The organism is Pseudoalteromonas sp. APAL1, assembly GCF_021532475.1.
Classification (GTDB): Bacteria; Pseudomonadota; Gammaproteobacteria; order Enterobacterales; family Alteromonadaceae; genus Pseudoalteromonas; species Pseudoalteromonas lipolytica_C.
This window is the reverse complement of the sequence record NZ_JAKGAW010000013.1, coordinates 56386-79441: the sequence shown is the minus strand read 5'-3', so window position 1 is coordinate 79441 and position 23056 is coordinate 56386. Positions and strand designations below refer to the sequence as shown.

The 23056-nt window shown below is 40.9% G+C and carries 18 protein-coding genes; 3 read left to right on the top strand and 15 right to left on the bottom strand.

From position 1 onward, the window contains the following. Positions 1-96: 96 nt before the first annotated feature. Positions 97-945: a DUF4062 domain-containing protein gene (locus L1264_RS08835; protein ID WP_075593592.1), complete on the top strand. Its 849-nt coding sequence runs from the start codon at positions 97-99 to the stop codon at positions 943-945. A 220-nt stretch (positions 946-1165) separates the two neighbouring features. Here the strand turns inward: L1264_RS08835 and ppiC are convergent, their stop codons facing one another. The 7 genes from ppiC to L1264_RS08800 all read right to left on the bottom strand — a co-directional run bounded on the left by ppiC (position 1166) and on the right by L1264_RS08800 (position 9354). After that, on the bottom strand, positions 1166-1444 hold the full coding sequence (ppiC, locus tag L1264_RS08830) for a peptidylprolyl isomerase PpiC (RefSeq protein WP_054552145.1): 279 nt from the start codon (positions 1442-1444) through the stop codon (positions 1166-1168). A 63-nt stretch (positions 1445-1507) separates the two neighbouring features. Then, positions 1508-2140, bottom strand: coding sequence for a lysoplasmalogenase (locus L1264_RS08825; protein WP_199526917.1), 633 nt, complete (start codon positions 2138-2140; stop codon positions 1508-1510). Positions 2141-2198: 58 nt separating this feature from the next. Beyond that, positions 2199-2597: a thiol-disulfide oxidoreductase DCC family protein gene (locus L1264_RS08820; protein ID WP_199526918.1), complete on the bottom strand. Its 399-nt coding sequence runs from the start codon at positions 2595-2597 to the stop codon at positions 2199-2201. A 2-nt stretch (positions 2598-2599) separates the two neighbouring features. Continuing rightward, the gene (locus L1264_RS08815) at positions 2600-3622 is read right to left on the bottom strand and encodes a zinc-binding dehydrogenase (protein ID WP_135926535.1); all 1023 of its coding nucleotides are present in this window, start codon (positions 3620-3622) and stop codon (positions 2600-2602) included. Between the two features lie 13 nt (positions 3623-3635). After that, complete coding sequence (locus tag L1264_RS08810) at positions 3636-5042, bottom strand: TolC family protein (RefSeq protein ID WP_199526919.1); 1407 nt, start codon at positions 5040-5042, stop codon at positions 3636-3638. After that, complete coding sequence (locus L1264_RS08805) at positions 5035-8181, bottom strand: efflux RND transporter permease subunit (RefSeq protein WP_199526920.1); 3147 nt, start codon at positions 8179-8181, stop codon at positions 5035-5037. The genes L1264_RS08810 and L1264_RS08805 overlap by 8 nt, the downstream gene beginning before the upstream one ends. Positions 8182-8187: 6 nt before the next feature. Beyond that, complete coding sequence (locus L1264_RS08800; RefSeq protein WP_199526921.1) at positions 8188-9354, bottom strand: efflux RND transporter periplasmic adaptor subunit; 1167 nt, start codon at positions 9352-9354, stop codon at positions 8188-8190. Positions 9355-9472: 118 nt separating this feature from the next. Between L1264_RS08800 and L1264_RS08795 the strand changes: the two genes are divergently transcribed. Further along, positions 9473-10417 (top strand): LysR family transcriptional regulator, encoded by a 945-nt coding sequence (locus tag L1264_RS08795; RefSeq protein WP_135926531.1) that lies wholly within the window; start codon positions 9473-9475, stop codon positions 10415-10417. Between the two features lie 12 nt (positions 10418-10429). On the opposite strand, the gene L1264_RS08790 is transcribed toward L1264_RS08795, so the two are convergent. From L1264_RS08790 to L1264_RS08780, 3 genes are all read right to left on the bottom strand, one after another. Continuing rightward, positions 10430-11473: a GGDEF domain-containing protein gene (locus L1264_RS08790; RefSeq protein WP_199526922.1), complete on the bottom strand. Its 1044-nt coding sequence runs from the start codon at positions 11471-11473 to the stop codon at positions 10430-10432. A 118-nt stretch (positions 11474-11591) separates the two neighbouring features. Beyond that, on the bottom strand, positions 11592-13427 hold the full coding sequence (locus L1264_RS08785; protein WP_199526923.1) for a serine hydrolase domain-containing protein: 1836 nt from the start codon (positions 13425-13427) through the stop codon (positions 11592-11594). A 111-nt stretch (positions 13428-13538) separates the two neighbouring features. Further along, a complete protein-coding gene (locus L1264_RS08780; RefSeq protein WP_199526924.1) occupies positions 13539-14390 on the bottom strand; it encodes a DUF6279 family lipoprotein in 852 nt (283 codons plus the stop codon). Between the two features lie 549 nt (positions 14391-14939). Between L1264_RS08780 and L1264_RS08775 the strand changes: the two genes are divergently transcribed. Continuing rightward, positions 14940-15662, top strand: a complete 723-nt coding sequence (locus L1264_RS08775; RefSeq protein WP_135926527.1) for a tetratricopeptide repeat protein — start codon at positions 14940-14942, stop codon at positions 15660-15662. A 71-nt stretch (positions 15663-15733) separates the two neighbouring features. Here L1264_RS08775 and L1264_RS08770 read toward each other — a convergent pair whose 3' ends face one another. The 5 genes from L1264_RS08770 to L1264_RS08750 all read right to left on the bottom strand — a co-directional run bounded on the left by L1264_RS08770 (position 15734) and on the right by L1264_RS08750 (position 23052). Further along, positions 15734-17146: a coniferyl aldehyde dehydrogenase gene (locus L1264_RS08770; protein ID WP_235403877.1), complete on the bottom strand. Its 1413-nt coding sequence runs from the start codon at positions 17144-17146 to the stop codon at positions 15734-15736. A gap of 138 nt (positions 17147-17284) precedes the next feature. Next, complete coding sequence (locus L1264_RS08765) at positions 17285-18715, bottom strand: SLC13 family permease (protein ID WP_235403882.1); 1431 nt, start codon at positions 18713-18715, stop codon at positions 17285-17287. A 57-nt stretch (positions 18716-18772) separates the two neighbouring features. Then, complete coding sequence (locus tag L1264_RS08760; protein ID WP_199526926.1) at positions 18773-19732, bottom strand: porin; 960 nt, start codon at positions 19730-19732, stop codon at positions 18773-18775. A gap of 213 nt (positions 19733-19945) precedes the next feature. Continuing rightward, the gene (locus L1264_RS08755; protein ID WP_199526927.1) at positions 19946-21316 is read right to left on the bottom strand and encodes a sigma-54-dependent transcriptional regulator; all 1371 of its coding nucleotides are present in this window, start codon (positions 21314-21316) and stop codon (positions 19946-19948) included. Continuing rightward, entirely contained in the window at positions 21313-23052 is a 1740-nt protein-coding gene (locus L1264_RS08750; protein ID WP_199526928.1) for a sensor histidine kinase, read from the bottom strand. Before L1264_RS08750 ends, L1264_RS08755 begins: the two co-directional genes overlap by 4 nt. Positions 23053-23056 lie beyond the last annotated feature (4 nt).

Genomic DNA, 23056 nt, shown 5'->3' with positions numbered 1-23056 from the left:
ACGCAAAAAGCTTGGCTGCGTCAATTCGTTCCTATTTTAGCCAAGCTTTTATGCGCCCCATATTGCGGCGTTATATTTACAAGGAGAGTTCAGGTTATGAGTTACGAAGCCAAAGTATTCAATGTAATGATTGCTTCACCAGGGGATGTAGCATCTGAAAGAACGATCATTCGTGATGTAATATATGAATGGAATGCTGTTCATTCAAAGTCACGAAATATTGTTTTGTTACCTGTTGGATGGGAATCTCATTCATCTCCAGAAATGGGGGCATCTCCTCAGGAAATTATAAACAATCAAATTTTAGATAAATGTGATTTCCTCGTCGGTGTTTTCTGGACTCGTATTGGAACAGCCACTACTGAGTACGCTAGTGGGACTGTTGAGGAAATTGAAAAACATATCGCGGCTGACAAGCCCGCAATGCTCTATTTTTCCAGTCAGCCTGTCGTAATGGATACCGTTGACCCCGACCAATATTCAGAATTAAGTAAGTTTAAAAAATCTTGTCAATCTCGTGGCTTATATGAAGGTTATGATAGTCATTCTGATTTTAAAGAAAAATTTTATCGTCACCTTCAACTTAAAGTTAATGAACACTCTTTATTTCAATTTGAGGTAAGTGATTCATTCTCAACTCAAAGCGAAATTGTAGAATCAAATACTTCAATTCCAAAACTATCAAACGAAGCTCGTATATTACTTAAAGAAGCTAGCCTCGATAGCGGTGGCACAATTATGTCGCTAAGTTATATTGGTGGTGATGACGTTCAAACAAATGGGAAAAATTTGATTTCATCACAAGAGCCTAGAGAGGTAGCTCGCTGGAAATCAGCTATCCAAGAACTAGAGAATGAATATTTAATTGAAGATCGTGGTCATAAAGGTGAAGTATTTAGAATTACCAATCTTGGTTATCAAATCGCGGACATGATCGAATTGTAAATATAACAAGCGGTTTATGGAAGGGACTCGTAACAGCTTGCTCGGGTTCGTTCCTCACCAGTTTAGCAAGCTAATACTCGCCCCATAACCGGGCGTTATTGATTAAATACTCTAACGTGTTTTTGTCCAAAAACGAGTTAAAACCACAGGCTTCAACTCACTAATAATAAATATTAAGGGCTAACAACGTGTCTTATTAGTTTTAGGCAGGCGTTAAACTTTACGTTCTGTATAGCACTTTGATTACATGCCAACCAAAGCGCGTTTTAACTAAATGTGGTTCTAAAATTTCGCCGCTGAATGCTACTTTGTCAAACTGTGGCACCATTTGCCCGCGTCTGAATTCACCTAAGTCGCCGCCTTTTTTACCCGACGGACAGGTTGAATATTTTTTAGCTAAAGTCTGAAACTTAGCCCCTTTTTTAAGTTGCTTGATGATGTCTTCAGCTTGTTCTTTATGTTTAACAAGAATGTGCAGTGCGTGCGCTGTATTTGCCATGGGAAATCTCGAAAATTAAAACGCACGCATTTTATCACGGCAATCAATACTGAGCCACTGCGGCTATTTATGTTTACTCGTTGCCTGCAAAAACCCTTTAATCAAACAAAATTGCGCTAAATAATAACTACACATGATTGCGATATCTGCATGCGCTATTTCTAAATAAAAGCGGTTTAGGCCAAGTATAGAGTCTGATACAACAAACACTGCGCCACCTAGCACTAATAAACCGTTCGATTTATCTGTCATCCAAGTAAGGCTTGCCATTATAGTGAGCACCAACATATAGAAAAGCACGGGAATGAGCATGCCATTTAAGTTTGGATAGAATAAGCAAAAAACAATGATGGCCAAAAATAGATAAAGGAGTACAACTTCTATTCGCCAATTTTTAATTGGCAACATGGTAATAATATAAAAAGCGTGACTTACAAAAAATGCTGCTAAACCGCTAATAAACAGCTGCCCACTATCGATTGCAAGTAGCACATCACCTAGTGCGGAAAAACTAAGTGCAAACAATAAAGTAATAAAAGTGCGATTTTGTAACTGACTGCGTGCTTTTAATACCATAACAATCAATATACCGATTGGTAAGGTTTTAAAAAGCGCTAGTAAAGGCTGAGACAGTGATGGTTGTAAGAGCAGTAAAGCAATGTAAACCGTGCTTAAAATTAGAAAGAGAATGTTCATATTGTTATTATTGTTATTTGTTCCCAATAACGAGAATAGCAAGCTTTACTTTAAATGTTTATAAAAAATGCCGCTTTTGTTTTTCGGTCAGTAACTTACATTGTGTTCGTTGACCAAAAAACCGATAACGATTACGGCCAAGCCAATCATACATACGATCGCGAAAGCCTTTTGGCAGTAGCTTGAAAACGTTAGCCAAAGAGAATGGAAAACCTAATTGAGTTGCGATAAATAACACAGCGTCACTTTGTTTGTATAGCTGATTTTTATCAATGACTAACATTGAGGAAAGTGGATCTTTAACTTTCTGAGCCTTTAATAAACGCTCACCTTTATCGCTTTGCATGGGGCATAACTTAAAGGTTATTTGCTTATCAAAGCGAACAATAATACGAACACAAAAATGGCACAGATTGCACTGACCATCAAACAGTATGACTGGGCAGTGAGTTTGCAAAATTAACCGCTTACTTGCACAACTTGTTTACCGGTAAAGCCACCAGCAAGTTGTTTATTTAATGCCGCTGAAACAGCCTCGGCGGTAAAGTCTACGGCATGGATTTGCGGCAATTTTATCTCGCCACGAGCTGCATTATCGAGTAATAAGTTACCCATAAAACTCAGCTTTTGTTGCGCACATAAGCTATTTGCAAGCCACGCTCCGCCTAACGATACAATGCCAATATTTGGTGCGCGTCTAAACATCAGTTCTTGTTCAAACTTAGGTAATTCATTTAAACAGGCAATACGGCCACAAAAGCGCATTAACTCAACGTTACGAATGGTGGTATCGCCACCAATACAATCAAGCACCGCATCAAAGCCTTGCGGGCCTAATTCACGGCGAATTTTATCTTCAAGTTTTGGGTCTTTGTAATCAAACACCACATCAGCACCTAATTGCTTAAGTAACTTATGATTGTGTTTGCTGGCAGTTGTAAATACGGTTGCGCCACGTTGCTTAGCAAATTGAATAGCAAATTGGCCAACGCCACCTGCCCCTGCGTCAATAAACAGTGAATCCCCTTCGCTCAGCTGCAACTTATCAAGGGCAATTAATGCCGTCATACCTGAACAAGGTAAGGTTGCAGCGTCTGCAGGTGATACGTTATCTGGCACAACCGATACCGCATAATTAGGCACCGTGGTGTATTCAGATAACACACCTTGATCACCAAGGCTAGCGTGCCATACAACGCGTGCACCAACACCAGGGAATACACCTTTATTTGCCTGAACAACCACCCCAACAGCATCATGACCTAATACATGCGGGTAATGCCACTTACAAAAACCTTGTTTTGCAAAGTTGGCATCAACATGATTTAAGCCCACATATTCAACTTTTATCAAAAGCTCATTGCCTTCAGGGCTCGGTACTGGCAAAGAAAGCTCAGCTAACGCAATTGCGTCATTGGGCTCAACCACTGCTAGCGCGCGCATTGTTGACGGAAGATCTGTAGTTTGTTGAATATGCGACATTTAATACTCTGGGTTAAAGGTTGTTTAGTTCAAAGCTCCAACGACCATTAAACGCTTGATAAGCACTTACTTTGGCCTGCAATGAAGCAATTGTTGAATCAACAGCGTTCTCTTGCGCTATTAAAACATCCTGTCTCGCATCTAACAACTCTAAGTAAGGAATTTGTCCTTCTTGATACATTGCTTGAGCTTGACCAAATGCTTTATTCGCATAATTAAAACGCTGATCAGCATAATTTAACTGTTGCTGCTGTTTGACTAGTCTTTGCAAAGTAAGTTCACTATCGCTAATCGCTTTTAATACTTTACTTTGATAGTCACTGTAAGCGGCTTCACTTAAAAACTGCTGTGCATCACGCTGAGCTAATAATGCAGGATAGCTGAGTAATGACCATTCAACTTTTGGCGTTACTTGCCATTGTTGCACGGTATCTTCTAAACCATTGCTGGTTAAACTCACCACACCTGCAAACCCTGCCAGACTAATATCTGGCAAAAGTGCTTTTGAGGCTGCAACACTCAATGAATAAGCCTGACTAAACTGATATAAAGCACTGGTGATATCTGGTCTGAGAGCCATTGCTTCGCTTGCTTTACTAAACGACACGCTAAACTCGTGGCTTAATAATTCAGGCTCTTCAATCAATGTTATGTCGCTTGCAAGTCGGCCGGTTAGCACCGCTAGGGTTGCTAAGTCGCGATATTGCAAGTAACTAAGCTCAGGAATAAGCGCTTGTTGCTGCTTTAACTGCGCAAGGGTGCGGTTAAGATCAAGCTCATTTGCAACCCCCTCTTCTACTCGCGCTTTTAGCACATCAATACTTTGCTCGAGTGCCTCGATTTGCATTTCAATGATAGCTTGCTTTTGCACATTACCTTGATAGCTTACATAGCCTTGCACCACAGCAGAAACCACTTCAACCTGTAGTGCTCTTAGCTGCTCTGCTTGGTTTAGTGCACCTGCATTAGCTGCATCCACCAGCGCGGTAATACGGCCAAACAAATCGAGCTGCCAATTAACATTAACCCCTGCGTTTGATTGGCGGGTAATTGCGCCATCTAAGCTGCTGCGCTCTGCGCCTACGCTTAGGCTGCCCTGCGGATAATAATCCGCACGGGCTAAACCTAAACGGGCAATGGCTGCATCAAGTTGAAGTTGGCTGGTTTTTAGGTCGTGATTCATTGCTAATGCATCAGTCACTAAATTGTTTAACTGCGCTGAATCTAAACTGCGCCACCAGTTATTTTCGCTCGCACCTTCATTTTGCTCACCAATTTGTGTATCACTTACAAATTGTGTCAGGCTCACTTGCTGCTCTTGCATATCGACGCTTTGTGCGCAGCCTGCCAGTGCACCGGCTAACAGCATCGCACTGACTAGTTTGCCTTGTTTAAAGATTGCATGAAGTGGCTTATGCATCGTGTTGCTCCTTCTGCGATTTTTTTGTGACTAACATATAAAATACCGGGGTGAACAATAAGCCGAACACAGTTACACCAATCATGCCTGAGAACACCGCGTTACCCATGGCATGACGCATCTCAGCACCAGCACCTGTTGCTAAAACAAGGGGTACAACGCCTGCCGTAAAGGCAATTGATGTCATTAAAATTGGGCGAAGTCGTAAGCGACACGCTTTGATGATAGCTTCAAGGTGAGACATCCCTCCTTTATGCTGATCTCGTGCAAACTCAACCATCAAGATGGCGTTTTTACTTGCTAGTGCAACCAGTACGATTAATGCGATTTGCGTGAAGATATTGTTGTCATCACCGACAAACCACACACCTAACAAGGCCGAGAAAATCGTCATAGGCACAATCAAAATAATAGCCAGTGGTAATCTTAAGCTCTCGTATTGCGCCGCAAGTACCATGAACACAAGCAATACAACTAGTGGGAAAACATACACCATGGTATTACCCGCTAATATTTGCTGATAAGTTACTTCCGTCCACTCAAACTCAATACCATTTGGTAATGTCTCAGCAAGGATTGCTTCAATCGCATGTTGTGCTTGGTCAGAGCTATAACCAGGTGCTGGGCTACCATTTAATTCAGCTGTAGGATAACCGTTATAGTGCATTACACGATCTGGCCCTGTTGTTGGCGTGACCGTTAATACAGAGCCTAATGGCACCATCTCACCCATGCGGTTACGCACTTTAAGATTCAAAATTTGCTCAGGATCTTGACGGTAATCAGCATCAGCTTGTGCGTTAACCTGATAAGTACGACCAAACAAGTTAAAGTCATTTACGTACATCGAACCTAAGTACACTTGTAAGGCATTGAACACTTCATCAAGTGGAATACCTTGAATTAGCGCTTGCTCACGGTCGATGTCGATATCCATTTGTGGCACTTGAATTCTAAAGCTTGAGTAAAGGCCCATCAATGCTGGGTCTTGCTGCGCTTTAGCAATGGTTGCTTGTAAGCTATTAAAGAGTGCTTCAAAGCCTTTATTAGAACGGTCTTCAATTTGCAGTTTAAAGCCACCCGTTGTACCTAAACCTTGAATTGGCGGTGGCGGGAATACCGCAACAAATGCTTCATCAATAGCAGCAAACTTTTGATTTAACTGCGCCGCAATTGCCATTGCCGACATACTCGGATCTTGACGCTCTTCAAAAGGGGCAAGCGGAGTAAACACAATGCCGCTATTAGGACTATTTGTGAAACCGTTCACAGATAAACCTGGAAACGATACTGTGTTTGCAACACCCGGTACTTGTAATGCAATTTTTTCCATTTCTTGCACGACTTCTTGGGTTCTATCTAAGCTTGCCGCATCAGGTAACTGTGCAACAGCCACTAAGTATTGCTTGTCTTGCTGTGGAATAAAACCACCCGGAACAGCATCAAACAATTTAACTGTGCCACCCACAAGTGCAACATAAGCGACTAATACAATCACACTCATACGAATCAGTTTTTGCACCAGCTTTTCGTAGCCATTGGCGCCTTTATCAAACAAGCGGTTAAAAGGTTTAAACAGCCAATTACCGAATACGCGGTTTAATAACTTAGTTAAACGGTCTGGTTTTGCATCATGTCCTTTTAATAATAACGCCGATAACGCAGGCGATAATGTTAACGAGTTAAACGCTGAGATAACCGTTGAAATAGTAATGGTTAACGCAAATTGCTTATAAAACTGACCAGATAACCCCGTAATGAACGCCGTTGGAATAAATACCGCACAAAGTACGAGTGCAATAGCGATAATTGGTCCTGTTACTTCGGTCATCGCAACTCGGGTTGCTTCGAGTGGTGATAAGCCTTGCTCGATATTACGTTCAACGTTTTCAACCACAACGATGGCATCATCAACAACAATACCAATGGCAAGTACCAAGCCGAATAGCGATAAGGTATTAATCGATACACCTAACCATTGCATAACCGCAAACGTACCAATTAAAGACACCGGTACAGCAATCAGTGGGATAACCGATGCACGCCATGTTTGTAAAAACACCACAACAACGATTACCACTAACGCAATTGCTTCAAGTAGCGTTTTAATAACAGCATCGATAGAGCCGCGTACGAAAATTGTTGGGTCATAAACAATGTCGTATTCAACACCTGCCGGAAAGTCTTTTGATAACACTTTCATAGTTTCACGCACTTGATCAGAAAGCTCAATAGCATTTGAACCCGGGCGTTGGAACACTGGCATTGCCAAGGCTGGTTGACCATCTAACATTGCTCTTAGTGCATAGGTGTCTTGGCCTAACTCAAGGCGTGCTACATCACTTAGGCGTGTAAGCTGACCTTGCTCACCTACTTTGATGATCACATTTTCAAATTCTTCTTGTGAGCTTAAGCGCCCTTTTACATTCATCAGAATTTGAAATTGATTACTTTTCGAAGTTGGTTGTGCACCTAAACTACCCGCAGCTACTTGTTGGTTCTGCGCGCGTAATGCATTTACTACGTCCATGGCTGTTAAGTCACGTGCAGAGAGTGCATCAGGGTTAAGCCAAACACGCATTGAGTATTGACCACCACCAAACATCCGAACATCACCCACACCAGGAAGACGTGCAATTTGGTCTTTGATATACAAATCAGTATAGTTCGCTAAGTAAGTTGTATCATGCGTTTTTTCTGGTGAGTATAAATGCACCACCATGGTTAAATCTGGTGATGACTTTTCGGCTACAACACCTAAACGCTGAACTTCTTGCGGTAAGCGTGGTAGTGCACTATTTACACGGTTTTGCACTTGGACTTGTGCACGGTCTAAATCAGTGCCTAATGCAAAGGTTACCGTCAACGTCATGCGACCATCACTGGTTGCTTGCGAAAACATATACAACATGTTTTCAGTACCATTGATTTCTTGCTCAAGCGGCGTCGCCACTGTTTCAGCAATTACCGTTGGGTTTGCACCCGGGTAACTTGCCGTCACAACAACCGTCGGCGGCACTACCTCTGGGTACTCACTCACTGGCAATTGAAATAACGAGATTGCCCCTGCGATGAGAAAGATAAGCGACAGCATCGCTGCAAAGATGGGTCGCTGGATAAAAAAGTGTGAAAATTTCATTTTGCCCTACTTCTTCGCGACTAGATCAGATTGATTATTTGAAAGAGTGAATGCAATTCCGTCGCTATTTATAGTGACTGTGTTTGGTGAAATAGGCATACCAGGGCCTACACGCGCAGGGCCATTTACGGCTATCACATCGTTTTCGTTTAAGCCCGATGTAATCGCTCGTAGGCTGCCGTAACGCTCACCAACTGTCACTAATTTATATTCAAGAACATTGCCTTCACCGACAGTGAGTACAAAACGGTTCTTCAAATCTGTCCCAATTGCACGCTCTGGCACGATTACTTTTTCGCTTACTTTATTGGCTGCAAGCTTAATACGAGCAAATGAACCTGCACGCAGTTGTTGCTCATCGTTTTCGAACACGGCACGAACACGAAGAGTACCGGTAGTTTCGTTAATTTGATTATCAATGAAGTTGATTATGCCATTAAAGTTAAAACTGGTTTCACCCACTTTTTGCATCACAACCGCTTGTTCACTTTGCGCAGTCACATCAGCGAATGACTGATTCCACGTGCGCTCATCAATATCAAAATAAGCATACATTTGCTGGTTTGAAACAATGCTTGTTAACACACTTTGACCAGCAAGCACGTTGTTACCTTTGGTGATATTAGCGCGCGATACAACGCCATCGATTGGCGAGCGCACTTGGGTAAATGCTAAATCAAGCTCAGCGGCAGTAAGCTCAGCTTGTAGAGCTAGCAATTGAGCTTCGCGTTGTCTTAGCGTTGATTTACGAGATTCAGCTTGCTCAGTAGAAATCGCTTTACGTTCAGTTAAGCGCTCTGCTCGTTTTGCTTCACTTTTTGCTTGCTCAAGTGCCGCCTTTGCACTCTCGATTTGCGCTTTTAAGCTATCAACCACGGCAGCAAAAGGACGAGCATCAAGGGTGAAAAGCAAATCGCCTTCTTTAACGCTGTCACCTTCTTTAAAGTTAATTTTATCAATCACACCCGAAACACGCGGCATAAGGGCAACTTCTTGGGGTGCTTCTAAACGCGTTGTATAGGTGTGCCAATTTTGTACTGGCTTAACAAGTACTTGCGCTACATCGATAGGTTGTAAATGCTGTTGCTGCGCTGCTTGGTTGGCTTCTGTGCCACACCCTGCAAGCGTTAAGCTCGCAATGGTCACTGCCACTGCAAGAATAGATTTGTTCATCACGACTCTCCTGTTAATAGATTGGAGACAATGTTACGGAACTAATTAGAGGATAAAAACGATAGATTTTTAAATTCATTAATGCCAGAATGGCACCAATAAAGTTTAAGGAACTGCTATGGATACCACCAGCCGCTTATTAATGTTACTTGAAGTGATTGAACGAGGCTCATTTGCTAAAGCCGCAGAGTCTAGAAATATAGACCGTTCAGTCATATCAAAACAAATTAGCCGTCTTGAAGATGAATTAGGGGTACGTTTACTCAATCGTACCACGCGATCTTTTTCGTTAACTGCCGCTGGTGCTGAAATGGTAAAAAAAGCAGCTGAACTTAGAGATTTGCTATCAGATACCGTAAGACTTGCAGAGAATTACCACCAAGAACCCCGTGGTACGTTAAAAATTACCTCATCAAGTATTATCGGTAAGCGTTATATTCAACCAGTCATTAACGACTTTCAAAAGCGCTTTCCACAAGTTGAAGTGGAGCTTCGCTTAGACGACAGACTAATTGATTTAGTGTCAGAAGGTTATGATTTAGCTTTTCGCGTTGGCGAGCCAAAAGACTCATCATTTATTGCCCGAAAAATTGCCCGCAACCGCATGTTACTGCTGGCCTCACCTGAGTTTATTGAAACTTACGGTATGCCAAAGCATGTTGAAGATTTAAAAGAGCTACCTGCCGCTAGCTATTCAAGCCCAAGCAAACGCATTAGTGGTATTCGCTATCGTAATGTCGATGGCGATATTATTGAGCAAAACATTAAAAGTGTCTTTCGTGCAAACGATGCTGAAGTACTTTTGATGAAAGCTATTTCAGGCAATGCTTATGTTCTTGCTCCGGCATTTATTCTTGATGATGAAGTAAAACGCGGTGATTTAGTGCCCATTTTAACCGATATGGAATTACTCGATTACAGCGCCGTGTACGCGGTTTACCCACACAGAGACTTACCAGTAAGAACACGTTTATTTTTTGATGCTATGCGCGAGTACATAGGCAAAGATATTCCAATATGGGAAGCGAACATTCCTGATTTTGACACTATGTACAAGGGTTAAGTCTATAAAGCGCTAGCTCGCTTTATTACACCGGGTTAATTGTTGGTTTAACTCATAAGCCGTTACGACTCTGTTTCGGCCTTGCTGTTTAGCTTGATAAAGTGCATCGTCAGCTCGTTTTATAAAGCTTTTTAGGGTTTGGTTTGGTGTATAGCAAGCAACACCTATACTCACAGTAAGGTTGATCGCTTGCTCGTCAATATTGTGAATTGTCGATGCTAACTGCTCCCTTAATTCTTGTGCAAAATCTAATGCACCTTGAGGGTCGCTGTTTGGTAAAAAAATAGCAAACTCTTCACCACCAATACGAAACACATATCCTTTAGTAATCCTTTGTCTGAAAAACCTAGTCACCTCAATTAAAACGCGATCTCCCATTTCGTGGCCATATTGATCATTAATTTTTTTAAAATAATCAAGGTCTAACATAAGGATAAACAAACCATGTTTATTTGTTTGTTCAATTTCAAAATAGTGTGTCATTGCTAAGCGATTACCAGCACCCGTTAACGGGTCAAGTAAAGCTAAGTTTTCGAGCCGCTGACCATACTCTGCACGACTGTTTTCAAAGGTATGAGACACCGCCCAAATACTGATGTAGGTGAAAGAAAAATTAAGTAAGAAATTAATAGTATTAAGGGGTTCTAAACTAGGTTTAGCTAATAGAATCGCGGCTTGAGTGACAGCGGCTATTAATGAAAGGTACAAACCAACTTGTTTACCTAACAGCAAGTAAAACAAAATAGGTAATGAACATGTCCAAATAAACAACACGCTTTTTATGTTACTTAAATACGTGCCGAGCGTGATTAAAACCGTTAAAAAAATACATAATGTTACGGATTGCCAGCGATGACCATTGTGATTTCGTGTATAAAAGAAAATATAAAAACAGAACAGGGCGAAGATAACTTCAAGTGCCCCTAATAAAATCATGTTTGTAACAAGTAAATTAAAAACGGCAAAGATACTAGCAAGCACACCCAAGCAAAATCCCATCCATTTCAGAACGTTATTTCGTAAAGCCTGAGTACCTCTCAGTGCGCCGATATCCATTAGATTTCCTGCCGTAATTATAGTAAGCAGATTTTAACGTGATTCACCATAATTAGGAACATTTTATTACCAAACAGTGCATAACAATGCACTATTTTACCTACAATTGTTAAACATTTTAGCTCCAAAGCAATAAGGGAAATACACCCCAAAGTGCTAAAATGAGTGACCATTGCAAAGCAGCTACCATTGCTAAACTATTTAACAAATTCATTTTACTCAACTTTTCATGAGCAAATATACGCCATAACCCGTAAGCCATAGCAAACGGTAATATTGTCGTGGCTAATGCTAACAATGCACTGGCAAGTGTAAACTCACCAATATTTAAAAATGATTGAGTTAAAAATAAAGGCAGCGGTACAAAAAGAAATAGCGTCGCCGTAAAAGGCAATAATAGAGGTGACGACAAGCTTAATTGCCCCTTAACCAAGCAAATAGCGCCATATACTAATATCCATAGTATGGCGATTACGCCGATGACGAGGCTGAGCCACATCGGCAGCAACTTCCAAAGACTGGTTTGTTCATATGTTCGAAAAACATCACTGATCATATGTTGACCATTTTCAGAAATATACAGAGTGTGTGAAGGTAATCGCTTTGTTTCTTCACGAAACAAATTACCGCCTATAGCTAGCAAGGTTTTTTGCTGAGACTGAAATGGTGACAGTGTTAGCGTTTCGCCATTTGAGCTCACTGTTGCAAAATGAAGTAGGCGATCAAAATAGGCAAATCTTTTCATTCTGTTTGGGGAAAGCGTGTAAAACCCTTGCCAATCATCAAGCGCTACTTGCGGTTTTGATGGAGCTATTGCATCGGCCTTATTTACACCAAGGTTGCTAATCAGCATGCTATCAAATTGTTTGTAATTTGCAGTTTCTACATCGGCATTAAAAGCGATAAAAAATGCTTTTTTTTGCTCAGGAAAAAAACAAAAGTTGGTGCGGTAACCTAAAGTAGAGCCACTGTGGCATTTGCCAACCACATTATGCCGGTCACGTGTAGTGACCCCTAGCGCATAGCCGATATCAGTTAAATTATTTAAGGCAGCTTCTGTTTTAAAAGGCTTTCCCATGCTTGTTAATAATGTCGGTTCAATAAATATGCGGTCATTAATCTTGCCATCGCCCATTAAAAACTGCGCAAACAAAGCCATATCATAAGCAGTCGTTGTGAACTGCCCTGCCGGTCTTAAAAACATTGGTAACGTGGCTTGGCTAACGCCATTTTCAAAATGGCCCATAGCAAGCGCAGGATCGCTAAACTGCCCGACTTGAGAAACAAAATTAAATGTACTCATGTGCATACCCAGCGGTTCAAGCAAATGTTTATCTAAGTAAGATTCATAGCGCTCTTTAACAACGGCTTCAATCACCATAGCTAAAATTGCATAACCAAGATTAGAAAAGGATAAGCGGCTTCCGGGGCGATTTCTAATACGCAACTGACTTTCAGTAAAGGTTTCTTTTAGAGCCGTATCAGGCTTTGCTTTTGTCGTTAATAATTGCCAAAGCCGAATGTCTTCAAGCCCTGACGTATGATCAAGTAAATGTCTAACCCGAACTGGTGTGTTCAAGGCCCAAGGATTTTGCAAGCCAATATCTGGTAATATTTCAGTAACCGGGGTATCCAAGGAGAGTTTGTTATCTGTTACAAGATGCAACACCCCTGTAGCAATAAGTGTTTTAACGATAGAGCCTGTTTGCACCTTATTAGCTGTTGTCATAGGTTTTAAATTCGTAAAGTCTGCATAGCCTTTTGCACCTTGCGCAATTTTATTTGCATTCACTGTTGACCAAACAACGCCTATTAGAGATTCGTTATGCAAAGAGTGTTCAATTTGATTACTTAACTCTATTTCTGACCCAAACTTTTCGTTAGCCAAGGTTACATGAGATACAAAAAATAATGCCGTTACAGCAATAACTAAAAATTTTACAAGGTGTTTCATGTTTTATTAAACCATTCCTTAGGCAACAAGAAGTTGACCTGCGGCGTATTTAGTAACCGCAAGCTAGAAAATTATTTATTAAAATTACGACTATGAGCGAGGCGTGATTATTTAGTCATTCATTAAATCTGTAACATCATCGATTAGATCATCAAGCTCTTCACGAACATTTCGACGCTGTTTGTCTGTAAGAGTTGGTTTTAAGGCAAGCAGTAAGGTTACGTAGTCATCTAGATTTTTATCGTCAGCTTTGATTAATTCATCACTCATAAAAGCCAAACGATTATTAATGATCACCGCTAACTGTTGATCAAAATCCGCAGGCTTAGTTTTTTGCATAAACAAGGATTTTAAAGCATCTAAGCGCTTTTGTTTGTACTGCATCCAAAGTAAAAATGTACTAATGCGAGTGTTAGATGCCGATTCGATCAGTGCTTTTTTTTCAGCTGATAACTTTGTGCCAAACCACTCTTTATAGTTCTCAAGATTTTCATCTAGACGTTCTTGTTTGTGCTGCTCAGCAGATTTTTCTTGATGCTCTAAATATTCTTCATTGATTTTATCTTGCAGTGCCGCTACAAATTCAACTCGTTGTTCATAACTCAATGCGTTAGCTAAATCGATCAATTCTGGTTCTAGCTTATCAACTAGTGTTTGCCAATGTTGCTTTGCTTGGCTGAAATGCTGTTTTAATTGAGCGTGATTAACGTCAGTTTCTAACATTAGTTTTAAACTTTCTAAGTCATGTTTATAAAGAGGTAGTTGAGTCTCTCGATGCCAATCACGGCTGGTTTTAACTATATGTTCAAACTTTTCAGCTTGCTCATTGTTTAAGTCAACATAGTCATCAATCCAGAATCCTGACAGCCAACCTAAATTGTTATAAGTAAAGCTAGGAGAACAACCAGCAACTGCCAAAAGTAAACTCAATGTGATTAAACACTTTGCTATTTTTTTCATCATGCTCAATTTATTAATCTAATTTTAATTAGTACCTTATTAAGTTAACACTGAGAATAAATAATCAGCAAGACCCTCTAAATGAAATTAATTATCATTTAAGTGTTGACGCCCACGTTAATCTAAGTAATAATCGTTATCAACAAGTTCAGGTAGGCTATTAATCTCACAACAATATCAATGTCTATAAGGCTTTGATGGTGTTTTTCTGGATTTGTTCAAGATTTAACACTTGATTGTTTGCGGCTTCCTCGACCCAAGCAGCGACATAAAACGTTACACTTTACTTGCTACATTGCTCATATCGGTGACGGTAGATATGACACTAAAAAGCCCATCATGGGCTTTTTTTATTTCTTTAATTTTTCTGTAAAATCTGTATCTTGTGTCTACTTTTTTAATTATGTACTTGCTATTGCCTTCAAATTGGGCATTTAATACTGTTGGGTCTAAACTAAAAATAATGTTTTGCCCTTTTGCGAGTTTGGCAATGCATTTATCAATATCTAAGTTTGTAGCTGTTGATAACTAACACACATTTGGAGGCAGACAATGATCAAGCCTAACTTAAAATCACTATTGCTTACTAGCGCATTAATCCTCTCACCTTTTGTACATGCTAGCCTAGAAGATGCTCAATTGGCGGCTAATGAAGGTCGCTTTGAAGAAGCATTAAAAGAATACAACTATTTAGCAGATCGGGGCTTTGCGCCGGCAATGTATGAACTTGCTAAAATGTACGAAGGTGGTTTTGGTGTACAGCGTAACTACCAAAAAGCAGCTGAGCTTTATCAACAAGCAGTAAAAAAAGTTCACGCTGATTCGATGTTTGCACTTGGAGTTCTTTACCAAGAAGGCAAAGGTGTAAAACTCGACAAAGAAAAAGCTATTTCGCTGTTTGAGATGGCAGCTAAGAAGAATCACCCCGCAGCTCAATATAACCTAGGTGTTATGTATGCAAATGGTGAAGGTGTATTACAAGATTACCGCACTGCACTTAGCTGGTATCAAAAGGCGGCAGCGAATAATTTTACACTTGCCCAGTTTAATATGGCTTTGATGTACTATGAAGGCCTTGGAGTTCCAAAAAACCTAGAGAAATCTTATATTTGGAATACCATTGCTGAATACAACGGCAACATGGATGCAAGCCATAGCCGCAAGCTTGATGAACGCAGTATGTTACCGGCAGAAATTGAAGCCGCAAAAGAAAAAGCTGATGCAATTTACGCAAAAATTCAGGCAGGTTTATATGCCCCTGATGGCCGCTTATAAGCGTAACTACTTGCTTAATTCAGTGATAACCAGTTAGCTAAAAATGAGCATTAAATGTTTTGTACTTGCGCCTAAGGGCGCAAGTACATCCATTTTAATATCTTAATAAGCCACTTATTCTGCTTTAATAACAAGTGTGTGCGTGGGTTGAATTTACCCGAAACCAAAGTATTGCGCGCATGACTGAAAGTTTTAAACCCTTCAATACCGTGGTAATTACCCATTCCAGACTCACCTATTCCGCCAAACGGTAATTGATCAGCTGTCACCTGCATAAGTAAATCATTAATTGCTAAAGTTCCACTGCGAATAGATTGACTGACTCTTTTGATTTGCTCTTTATTATGGCCAAAAATATACAGGGCTAAAGGTTGAGAGCGGTGATTGATGTAATCTATGACTTGCTGCTCTGTTTCGTAGGTCATAATTGGTAACAGAGGGCCAAAAATTTCATCCTTCATAACTTGCATATCGTTATTCACTTGTGTGATTAAATGCAAGCCCATACGATGTTTTAAGTCATCATGATGGTCATCATCAAGTGGGCTAAACAGTTGCGCCCCCTTTTGCTCTGCATCGTGTAGGTATGACTTTAAACGTTGATACTGAGCATCTGATATTATTGAAGTTAAGTTTTTGCCCTCAACACCTTGCTTATAAACTTTTTTATACAGTTCACATAGCTGCAATACCAACTGGTGCTCAAGCTTTTTAGGTACAAACACATAGTCTGGGGCAACACATATTTGGCCTGCATTGTTGAGCTTTCCAAATAACAGTGTTTTTGCCGCCATCTTAATATTTACGTCATCAAGAATAACAACGGGTGATTTTCCGCCAAGCTCTAAAGTAACAGGTGTCAAATGCTTACTTGCTGCTTGCATGACTTTACGACCAACAGAAGTTGAACCTGTAAATAACAAATGAGCAAAAGGGATATCACAAAAATTTGCGGCTACTTGGGCATCTCCCTCAACAACAACGCAGTGCTGTGCTAACTCATCAGTCATTATTGATTTGATTACCTGGTTAGTGTGGGGTGTAAACTCACTAACCTTTAACATTACCCGATTACCTGCTGCTAAGGCACTTATCACAGGTACTAAAGATAATTGAATAGGATAATTCCACGGTGCTATAACCCCTACGACACCTTTTGGCTGGTACTGAATATGTGCATTTGAAGGCCATAAGCTAATACCAACTGCACGCTTTTCGTTACGTGACCATTTAGGTAAACGTTTAATTATGTCGCTAATTGTTTTAACCGTTGGTAATAAATCACCAAGCACAGTATCAAAGGAAGTACGATAACCAAAATCTTTACTCGTTGCAGCGACCAATGCTTGTTCATTTTCAATAAGCCGTGTTTTAATTTGTTTTAACAGCTTAATACGACTGGCGATAGGTAAATAAGGCTGGGCTAAAAATGCCTCATCAAGTTGTTTAAATTGTATTTGCAAAGGTACATCTGTGTCAGTCAAAACGTCATCTCTTTCAAAGCGATTTTATCAACTATAACCAGCAATGCATGTATGGGCAACATTAGTCGTATCAAAAAAAACAGCGCTCACTAGGAGCGCTGTCGGTGGTTGGAAATGGTTGAGAAGATAATCTAGTTATTAAAAACCAAATACTGCTCCTGCAATTGTCATCGTGACAAGAGTGATCATAACAATCGCAATAATATTCAGTGCAAAACCAGAACGAATCATATCGCGCATTTGAATTTGCCCAGAGCCAAAAACAATCGCATTAGGCGGTGTCGCAACTGGCATCATAAACGCACAACTACACGCAATCGCTGCCGGAATAACCCACACAAGCGGCGTACCAAATACAGATTCAGCTACCGGGCCTAATAGTGGTAAGAAACCTGCTGCTGTTGCTGTGTTACTAGTGATCTCAGTTAAGAAGGTAATTAAGGTAGCCACTGCTAGTACACTTAAAACCAATGGAATTGCACTTGCCCCTTCAATCATATGGGCAATGTATTCCGCAAGGCCTGATGACTTGATTTGTGCAGCCAGTGTTAAACCACCACCGAATAAAAGTAACACACCCCATGGCACTCTAGCTGCGCTTTCCCAGTCAAGAATACGCTCACCATCACCTTTGTTCGCTGGTAACACAAATAATAATAAGGCTGCTGCGATTGCTATACCGGTGTCAGAAATTTTTAAGCCAGAAAGATCAGCCAGTAACGGTCTGAAGATCCAACAAACAGCTGCCAAAACAAATACTATTGCTACGCCTTTTTCAGCGCGTTGCATTGCACCAAGCTCTTGTAACTGCGATAAGAATAGCGATTTAGTATCTTTACTCGCTGCTTTTGCACATTGTGTATCTACTTTATAAGCAAATTTAGTTAACCAAACCCAGCATAAAATAAGCATAACAGTCGCAAGTGGTACACCTACTTTCATCCATTCGGCAAAACCAATATCAATCTTGTAGCTATCTGATAAGTACGCTGCCATAAGTGCATTTGGTGGCGTACCAATTAGCGTTGCAATACCACCGATACTTGCGCCATAAGCGATTGATAATAACAATGCTTTACCAAATTGGTCATTGTCAGGGTTAGACTGTTTAACCAACATAGTAATCGACATAGCAATAGGTAGCATCATTACTGCTGTTGCAGTATTTGACATCCACATTGATAAGAATGCTGTTACTAACATCATGGCTAAAATTTGCAGGCTAGGTTTAGTTCCGGCACGAAGCATAGTGTTAAGTGCAATACGCTTATGTAAACCCCAACGCTCCATCGCGATTGAGATCAAAAAGCCGCCCAAGAATAAAAAGATCAAAGGGTGTGCATACGGTGACGCGACCCCTTTGATTGCTGCAATATCAGCAAGAGGTGATATTACAAGTGGCAATAATGAAGTCGCAGGAATTGGCACAACTTCACTGACCCACCAAGAAGCCATCCAAAATGCAAGGCCTGCGGTACGAAGTGCAGCTACACTCATACCTGCAGGAGGCTCAATAATACAGGTTAATAACATCACTAATGGGCCCAGAAGTAACATTACTGTGCTCATTAATGGGCGTGGCTGTGAGCCATCTTTTGTTTGATTTACTAATGACATACCGACTCCTTAGAACTTGTATTTAAGGCCAATTGCAACGCTGTTGTCTGATTCAAGTTCTAAATCTAAATCAGTATAGAATAAGTATGCTGTGGTTTGTTTATCAAAATTATAGTCAACACCCGCTGTCCATTGTTTACCTTCTTCAGCATGGCGAATTTTTGAGTCATCTTTAACGTATTGCAGTTTAGGTACCCATTTATCAATTGCATAGCTTGCACTGAGTGCATAGCCATTGCCTTCTTTCGTGCCATCTGTTGACTCGCTGCGCTGGAACAAACCCGCAAGCTGGAGGTTTTCAAGTTTCCATGCTGCAACCACACGGCTTGCCGTCAATTTGTTAAGTGCATCGACATGGCTAATAGCAACATAGTAGTCTTTTGATTTTAATGCACGGTCACCATAAATAACCGTTGCCGCAAAACCATCTTCATCGTTGCTGCTGTCATCTTTTGGTGCATAAGTCAGCGCAAGTGATGCGCCACCGTATGTTTTTGAGCTATAGGTAATGGTATCGCCGATACGGTCTTGACCTGGGATCAGCTGAGCGATATCTGCTTGTGTTTCATTAAAGCCGTCTAGTTTACCTTCAGAGTATTTAAAACGAGTGTCGTTACGACCCACAACGACCTCACCAAAATCTCCAGCAAGCCCTAAATAAGTATTACGCGCTGAAAATGGCTCGTTTGTGTCATCGTGCTCAAAGCCTTTTACTTGTACTTCATATTTAAATACCGCTTTAAGCGATTCTGTTAGTTTGTGGCTGCCTTTAATACCAATTCGCGAAAAAGGTGCCTCAATTTGTGTACCTTCGTCAGCATAGCGCATAACGCCGGTATCTGTGTTTGCTATTTGAACTTCTGCTTTACCGTATACAGCGTACTCTGCTGCCATTGCTGAGCCTGTTGTGCTCGCTAAAATTACAGCCGCTGCTACGCGTGTTTTTGTATGAGTGAATATTGTTGTCATTATGCGCCCCTTATTAGGTTCAAATTGTTGTTCCTAACAAGTAAGGCAAGTTGGTTGCCAACTTAGTTAATTTTATAAAAACTAATAAATAACAATAAGTTAGATTTGTTTATCTATCTAAGACTGGCTTTTATGGGTGGATATCCACACATTTTTAAAAACATGCTGTCACCAGTTCCACCCATTGTGAAGAGTTTAATCTGAGAGGTTTGTTTAGTCTTTGAACATTTCGCGATTAATACCATATTTGGTCATCTTGTCGTAGAGAGTTTTACGCGCAATTTGTAATGTGACCATGGTGTCTTTGATGCTACCGTTGTTACGCTCAAGGGCTTCTTCAATGAGTGATTGCTCATAAAAACTAATTTTTTCGGCTAGGCTTAAGTCCTGAGCAAGTTCGTTCTCATTGTTTGAATCGCTGTATGAGGCAAAGGCTAGATCAGAGCCCAGCAATACAGCACGCTCGGCTTGATTTCTAAGCTCTCGCACATTGCCAGGCCAATCATAAGCAAGGAGCCGTTGTTTTGCCTCACTACTCAACGGTGCCGGTGGTTTATGAAAACGTGTAGCCGCTATTGAGCTAAAATGTTTAAAAAGCAGTGGAATATCGGCTTTTCTGTCGCGCAATGCCGGAATACTCACTTTTACTAAATTTAGGCGGTAATAGAGATCGGCTCTAAACTCCCCTGCTTCGACCAGTGTCATTAAGTCTACTTTTGTGGCCGCAACTATGCGCACGTCTAAATCAATGGCGTGGTTATCACCTACAGGCGTTACTTTTCGCTCTTCAAGCACCCTCAATAACTTTACTTGTAAGCTTGCGGGTGTTGACTCTATTTCATCTAAAAACACAGTGCCGCCTTTAGCAAATTCAAACTTACCTTGGCGAGATTGCGTAGCACCTGTATATGCGCCACTGGCTGCACCAAATAGCTCACTTTCAATCAGTTGCTCAGGGATAGCGCCGCAGTTTATGGCAACAAAATTAGCCCCAGAACGATTACTTTGATCATGCAAGTAACGGGCAACTAACTCTTTACCTGTGCCTGTTTCACCTTCTATTAAAACATCGGCGGGAGTGTCGATTACCGCATTGAGTAAATGCATCATTTGTTGCATTTGCTCTGTTTCACCTAAAATACGCACACCGGGTGCAGAGGTTTTCTCTACTGCTAATTTTAACGCGCGGTTTTCCATCACTAGAGCACGCTTTTCTGAAGCGCGAGCGATACAATCTAACAACTGCTCTGTTAGTGGCTTTTCAAATAAATCATAAGCGCCAAGCTGCATAGCTTTCACGGCGACAGATACATCAGCAAAGCCGGTAAGAAAAATAACCGGTAACTCGCTATCGAAGGCTTTAACTTGTTCTAAAAATGCCAAGCCATCCATTTTTGGCATGTTTATGTCGCTTAATACAATCCCCTCAAAACGACGACTCAATTTTGAAAGCGCCGCGGTTGGTTCACTAAAACACTGAACTTGATAACCTTCAATCTCAAGGAGTTGCTTTAATGAATCGCGGATCACCGCTTCGTCATCAATAACGATTACCTGATTACAGGTCGCTGCAACTACACTCATGATGGTTCCTTATTTGTTTGTAAGGTTATTATAAATTGTGCGCCGCCTTCAGGGCGGTTGTGCGCAGATAATCGACCGTTAAATGAATCGATAATTTGCCGTGAAATCGATAAGCCCAAACCCAAGCCATTGTTGGTTTTAGTACTGTAAAATGGCTCAAAGATGTTACCTAACGCGTGTTGATCAATACCCGGGCCCGTATCAAGAATAGAGAGTTTTACGCGGTCATCGAAAAGTTCGAGCTCAAAACTCAATTCGCGTTTTTCAGATTCACTCATTGCTTGGCTGGCATTAGTGATCACATTTACCAATACTTGTTCAAACTTAACGCTGTCAACCCACACGGTTATGTGTGCGTCAATATCAGCGGCTTTCACTTCGATATCGTCTTGTTTTAATTGTGCACTGGCAATCATTAAGGCATTTTTTAACATACTTGCGAGGCTTTGCTGCCTAAGTTGAGTTTGCGCCGGTTTACTAAAATGCTTAAGTTGCGCGACAATCTTATGGACACGTTCTATGAGTGACTGCACCAGTACCAGATTTTCGCTGGCTTGCTCAATATTGCCTTTAATAAGTAACCGTTTTGCACTCACTAAATAAGTATTCATAGCACTTAAAGGCTGATTGATTTCATGATTAATGCCTGCACTTAATTGACCTATCGTTGCAAGTTTGGCTGTTTGGATCAGCGCTTTTTGGGCTTTTTCGAGCGCTTGAGTTCGTTCAATCACTTCTTGCTCAAGGCTGTGTCTTGAAAACAAAAGCTTTTTATAACCAGCAAAACGCACCATTGCCATATGAATTAATACCACCGCAATGGCATAAAACACACAAAACCAGAGGAGCCTTGGGATTTGCGCAAGCTCTACATTCGTCACATCCACCAGCACATTAGCTTTGGCGTTTATAATATCTATTGTTTCTGTCGCACTGATAAAGCGCGCTTCTTTGCCATCAAGTTGAATACTTTGCTGAGCGGTTTTTTCACTTAATGGCTTGTTGGTGTACATAAGCAAACTTGGTTTATGTGATAAGTATCGGCGTGACTTAACCAAAGCGGCCATTTGTTCATCACTTAGTGTATTAAGTGACTTTAAACGCCAATCGGCGACATCCGACATCACAATCACGCTATCTTCTAGCGCGATATAAAAATGGGTGCTGTCTGATGCATTAAGAAGCTGGCGGTCTTGTTCAAACTTTTTAGCATTTACTTTTAACGTGACAACGGCAATCACTTTGCCCTTCTCTATAACGGGCTCTGAAAAGTAAATCCCCCGCTCACTGGAACGCATACCTAAAGCAAAATAAGCAACTTTTTCACCTTGCTTGGCTAAATAAAAATATGGCCGAAATGCAAAATTACTGCCCAAAAAGGTGTAATCAACTTGCCAGTTACTACTTGCCACGACCGAGCCTGTTAAATCCATTAAATAAACATCAGATGCACCACTGGCTCGTTGAATATCTTCGAGGTAATAGTTAACAGCCTGTTCGCCAGTACCTTTATTAACCAAAAAAGATTTAACCAAATCATTGGCGCTAACTAAGGTAGGAATAGTTTTAAAGCGGGCTAACTCGCTTGAAAAATAATGACTTAACTGAGTAGCTTGAACACGACTTTGTTGCTCTGCTTGTTGATAATCGTGAGCGCGTCCAAGGTAAAAAACTAACACAAGCAACAATAAAAGCATTGCACCTGCAAAAACTAACTTTTTACTTAATGACGACATTCAA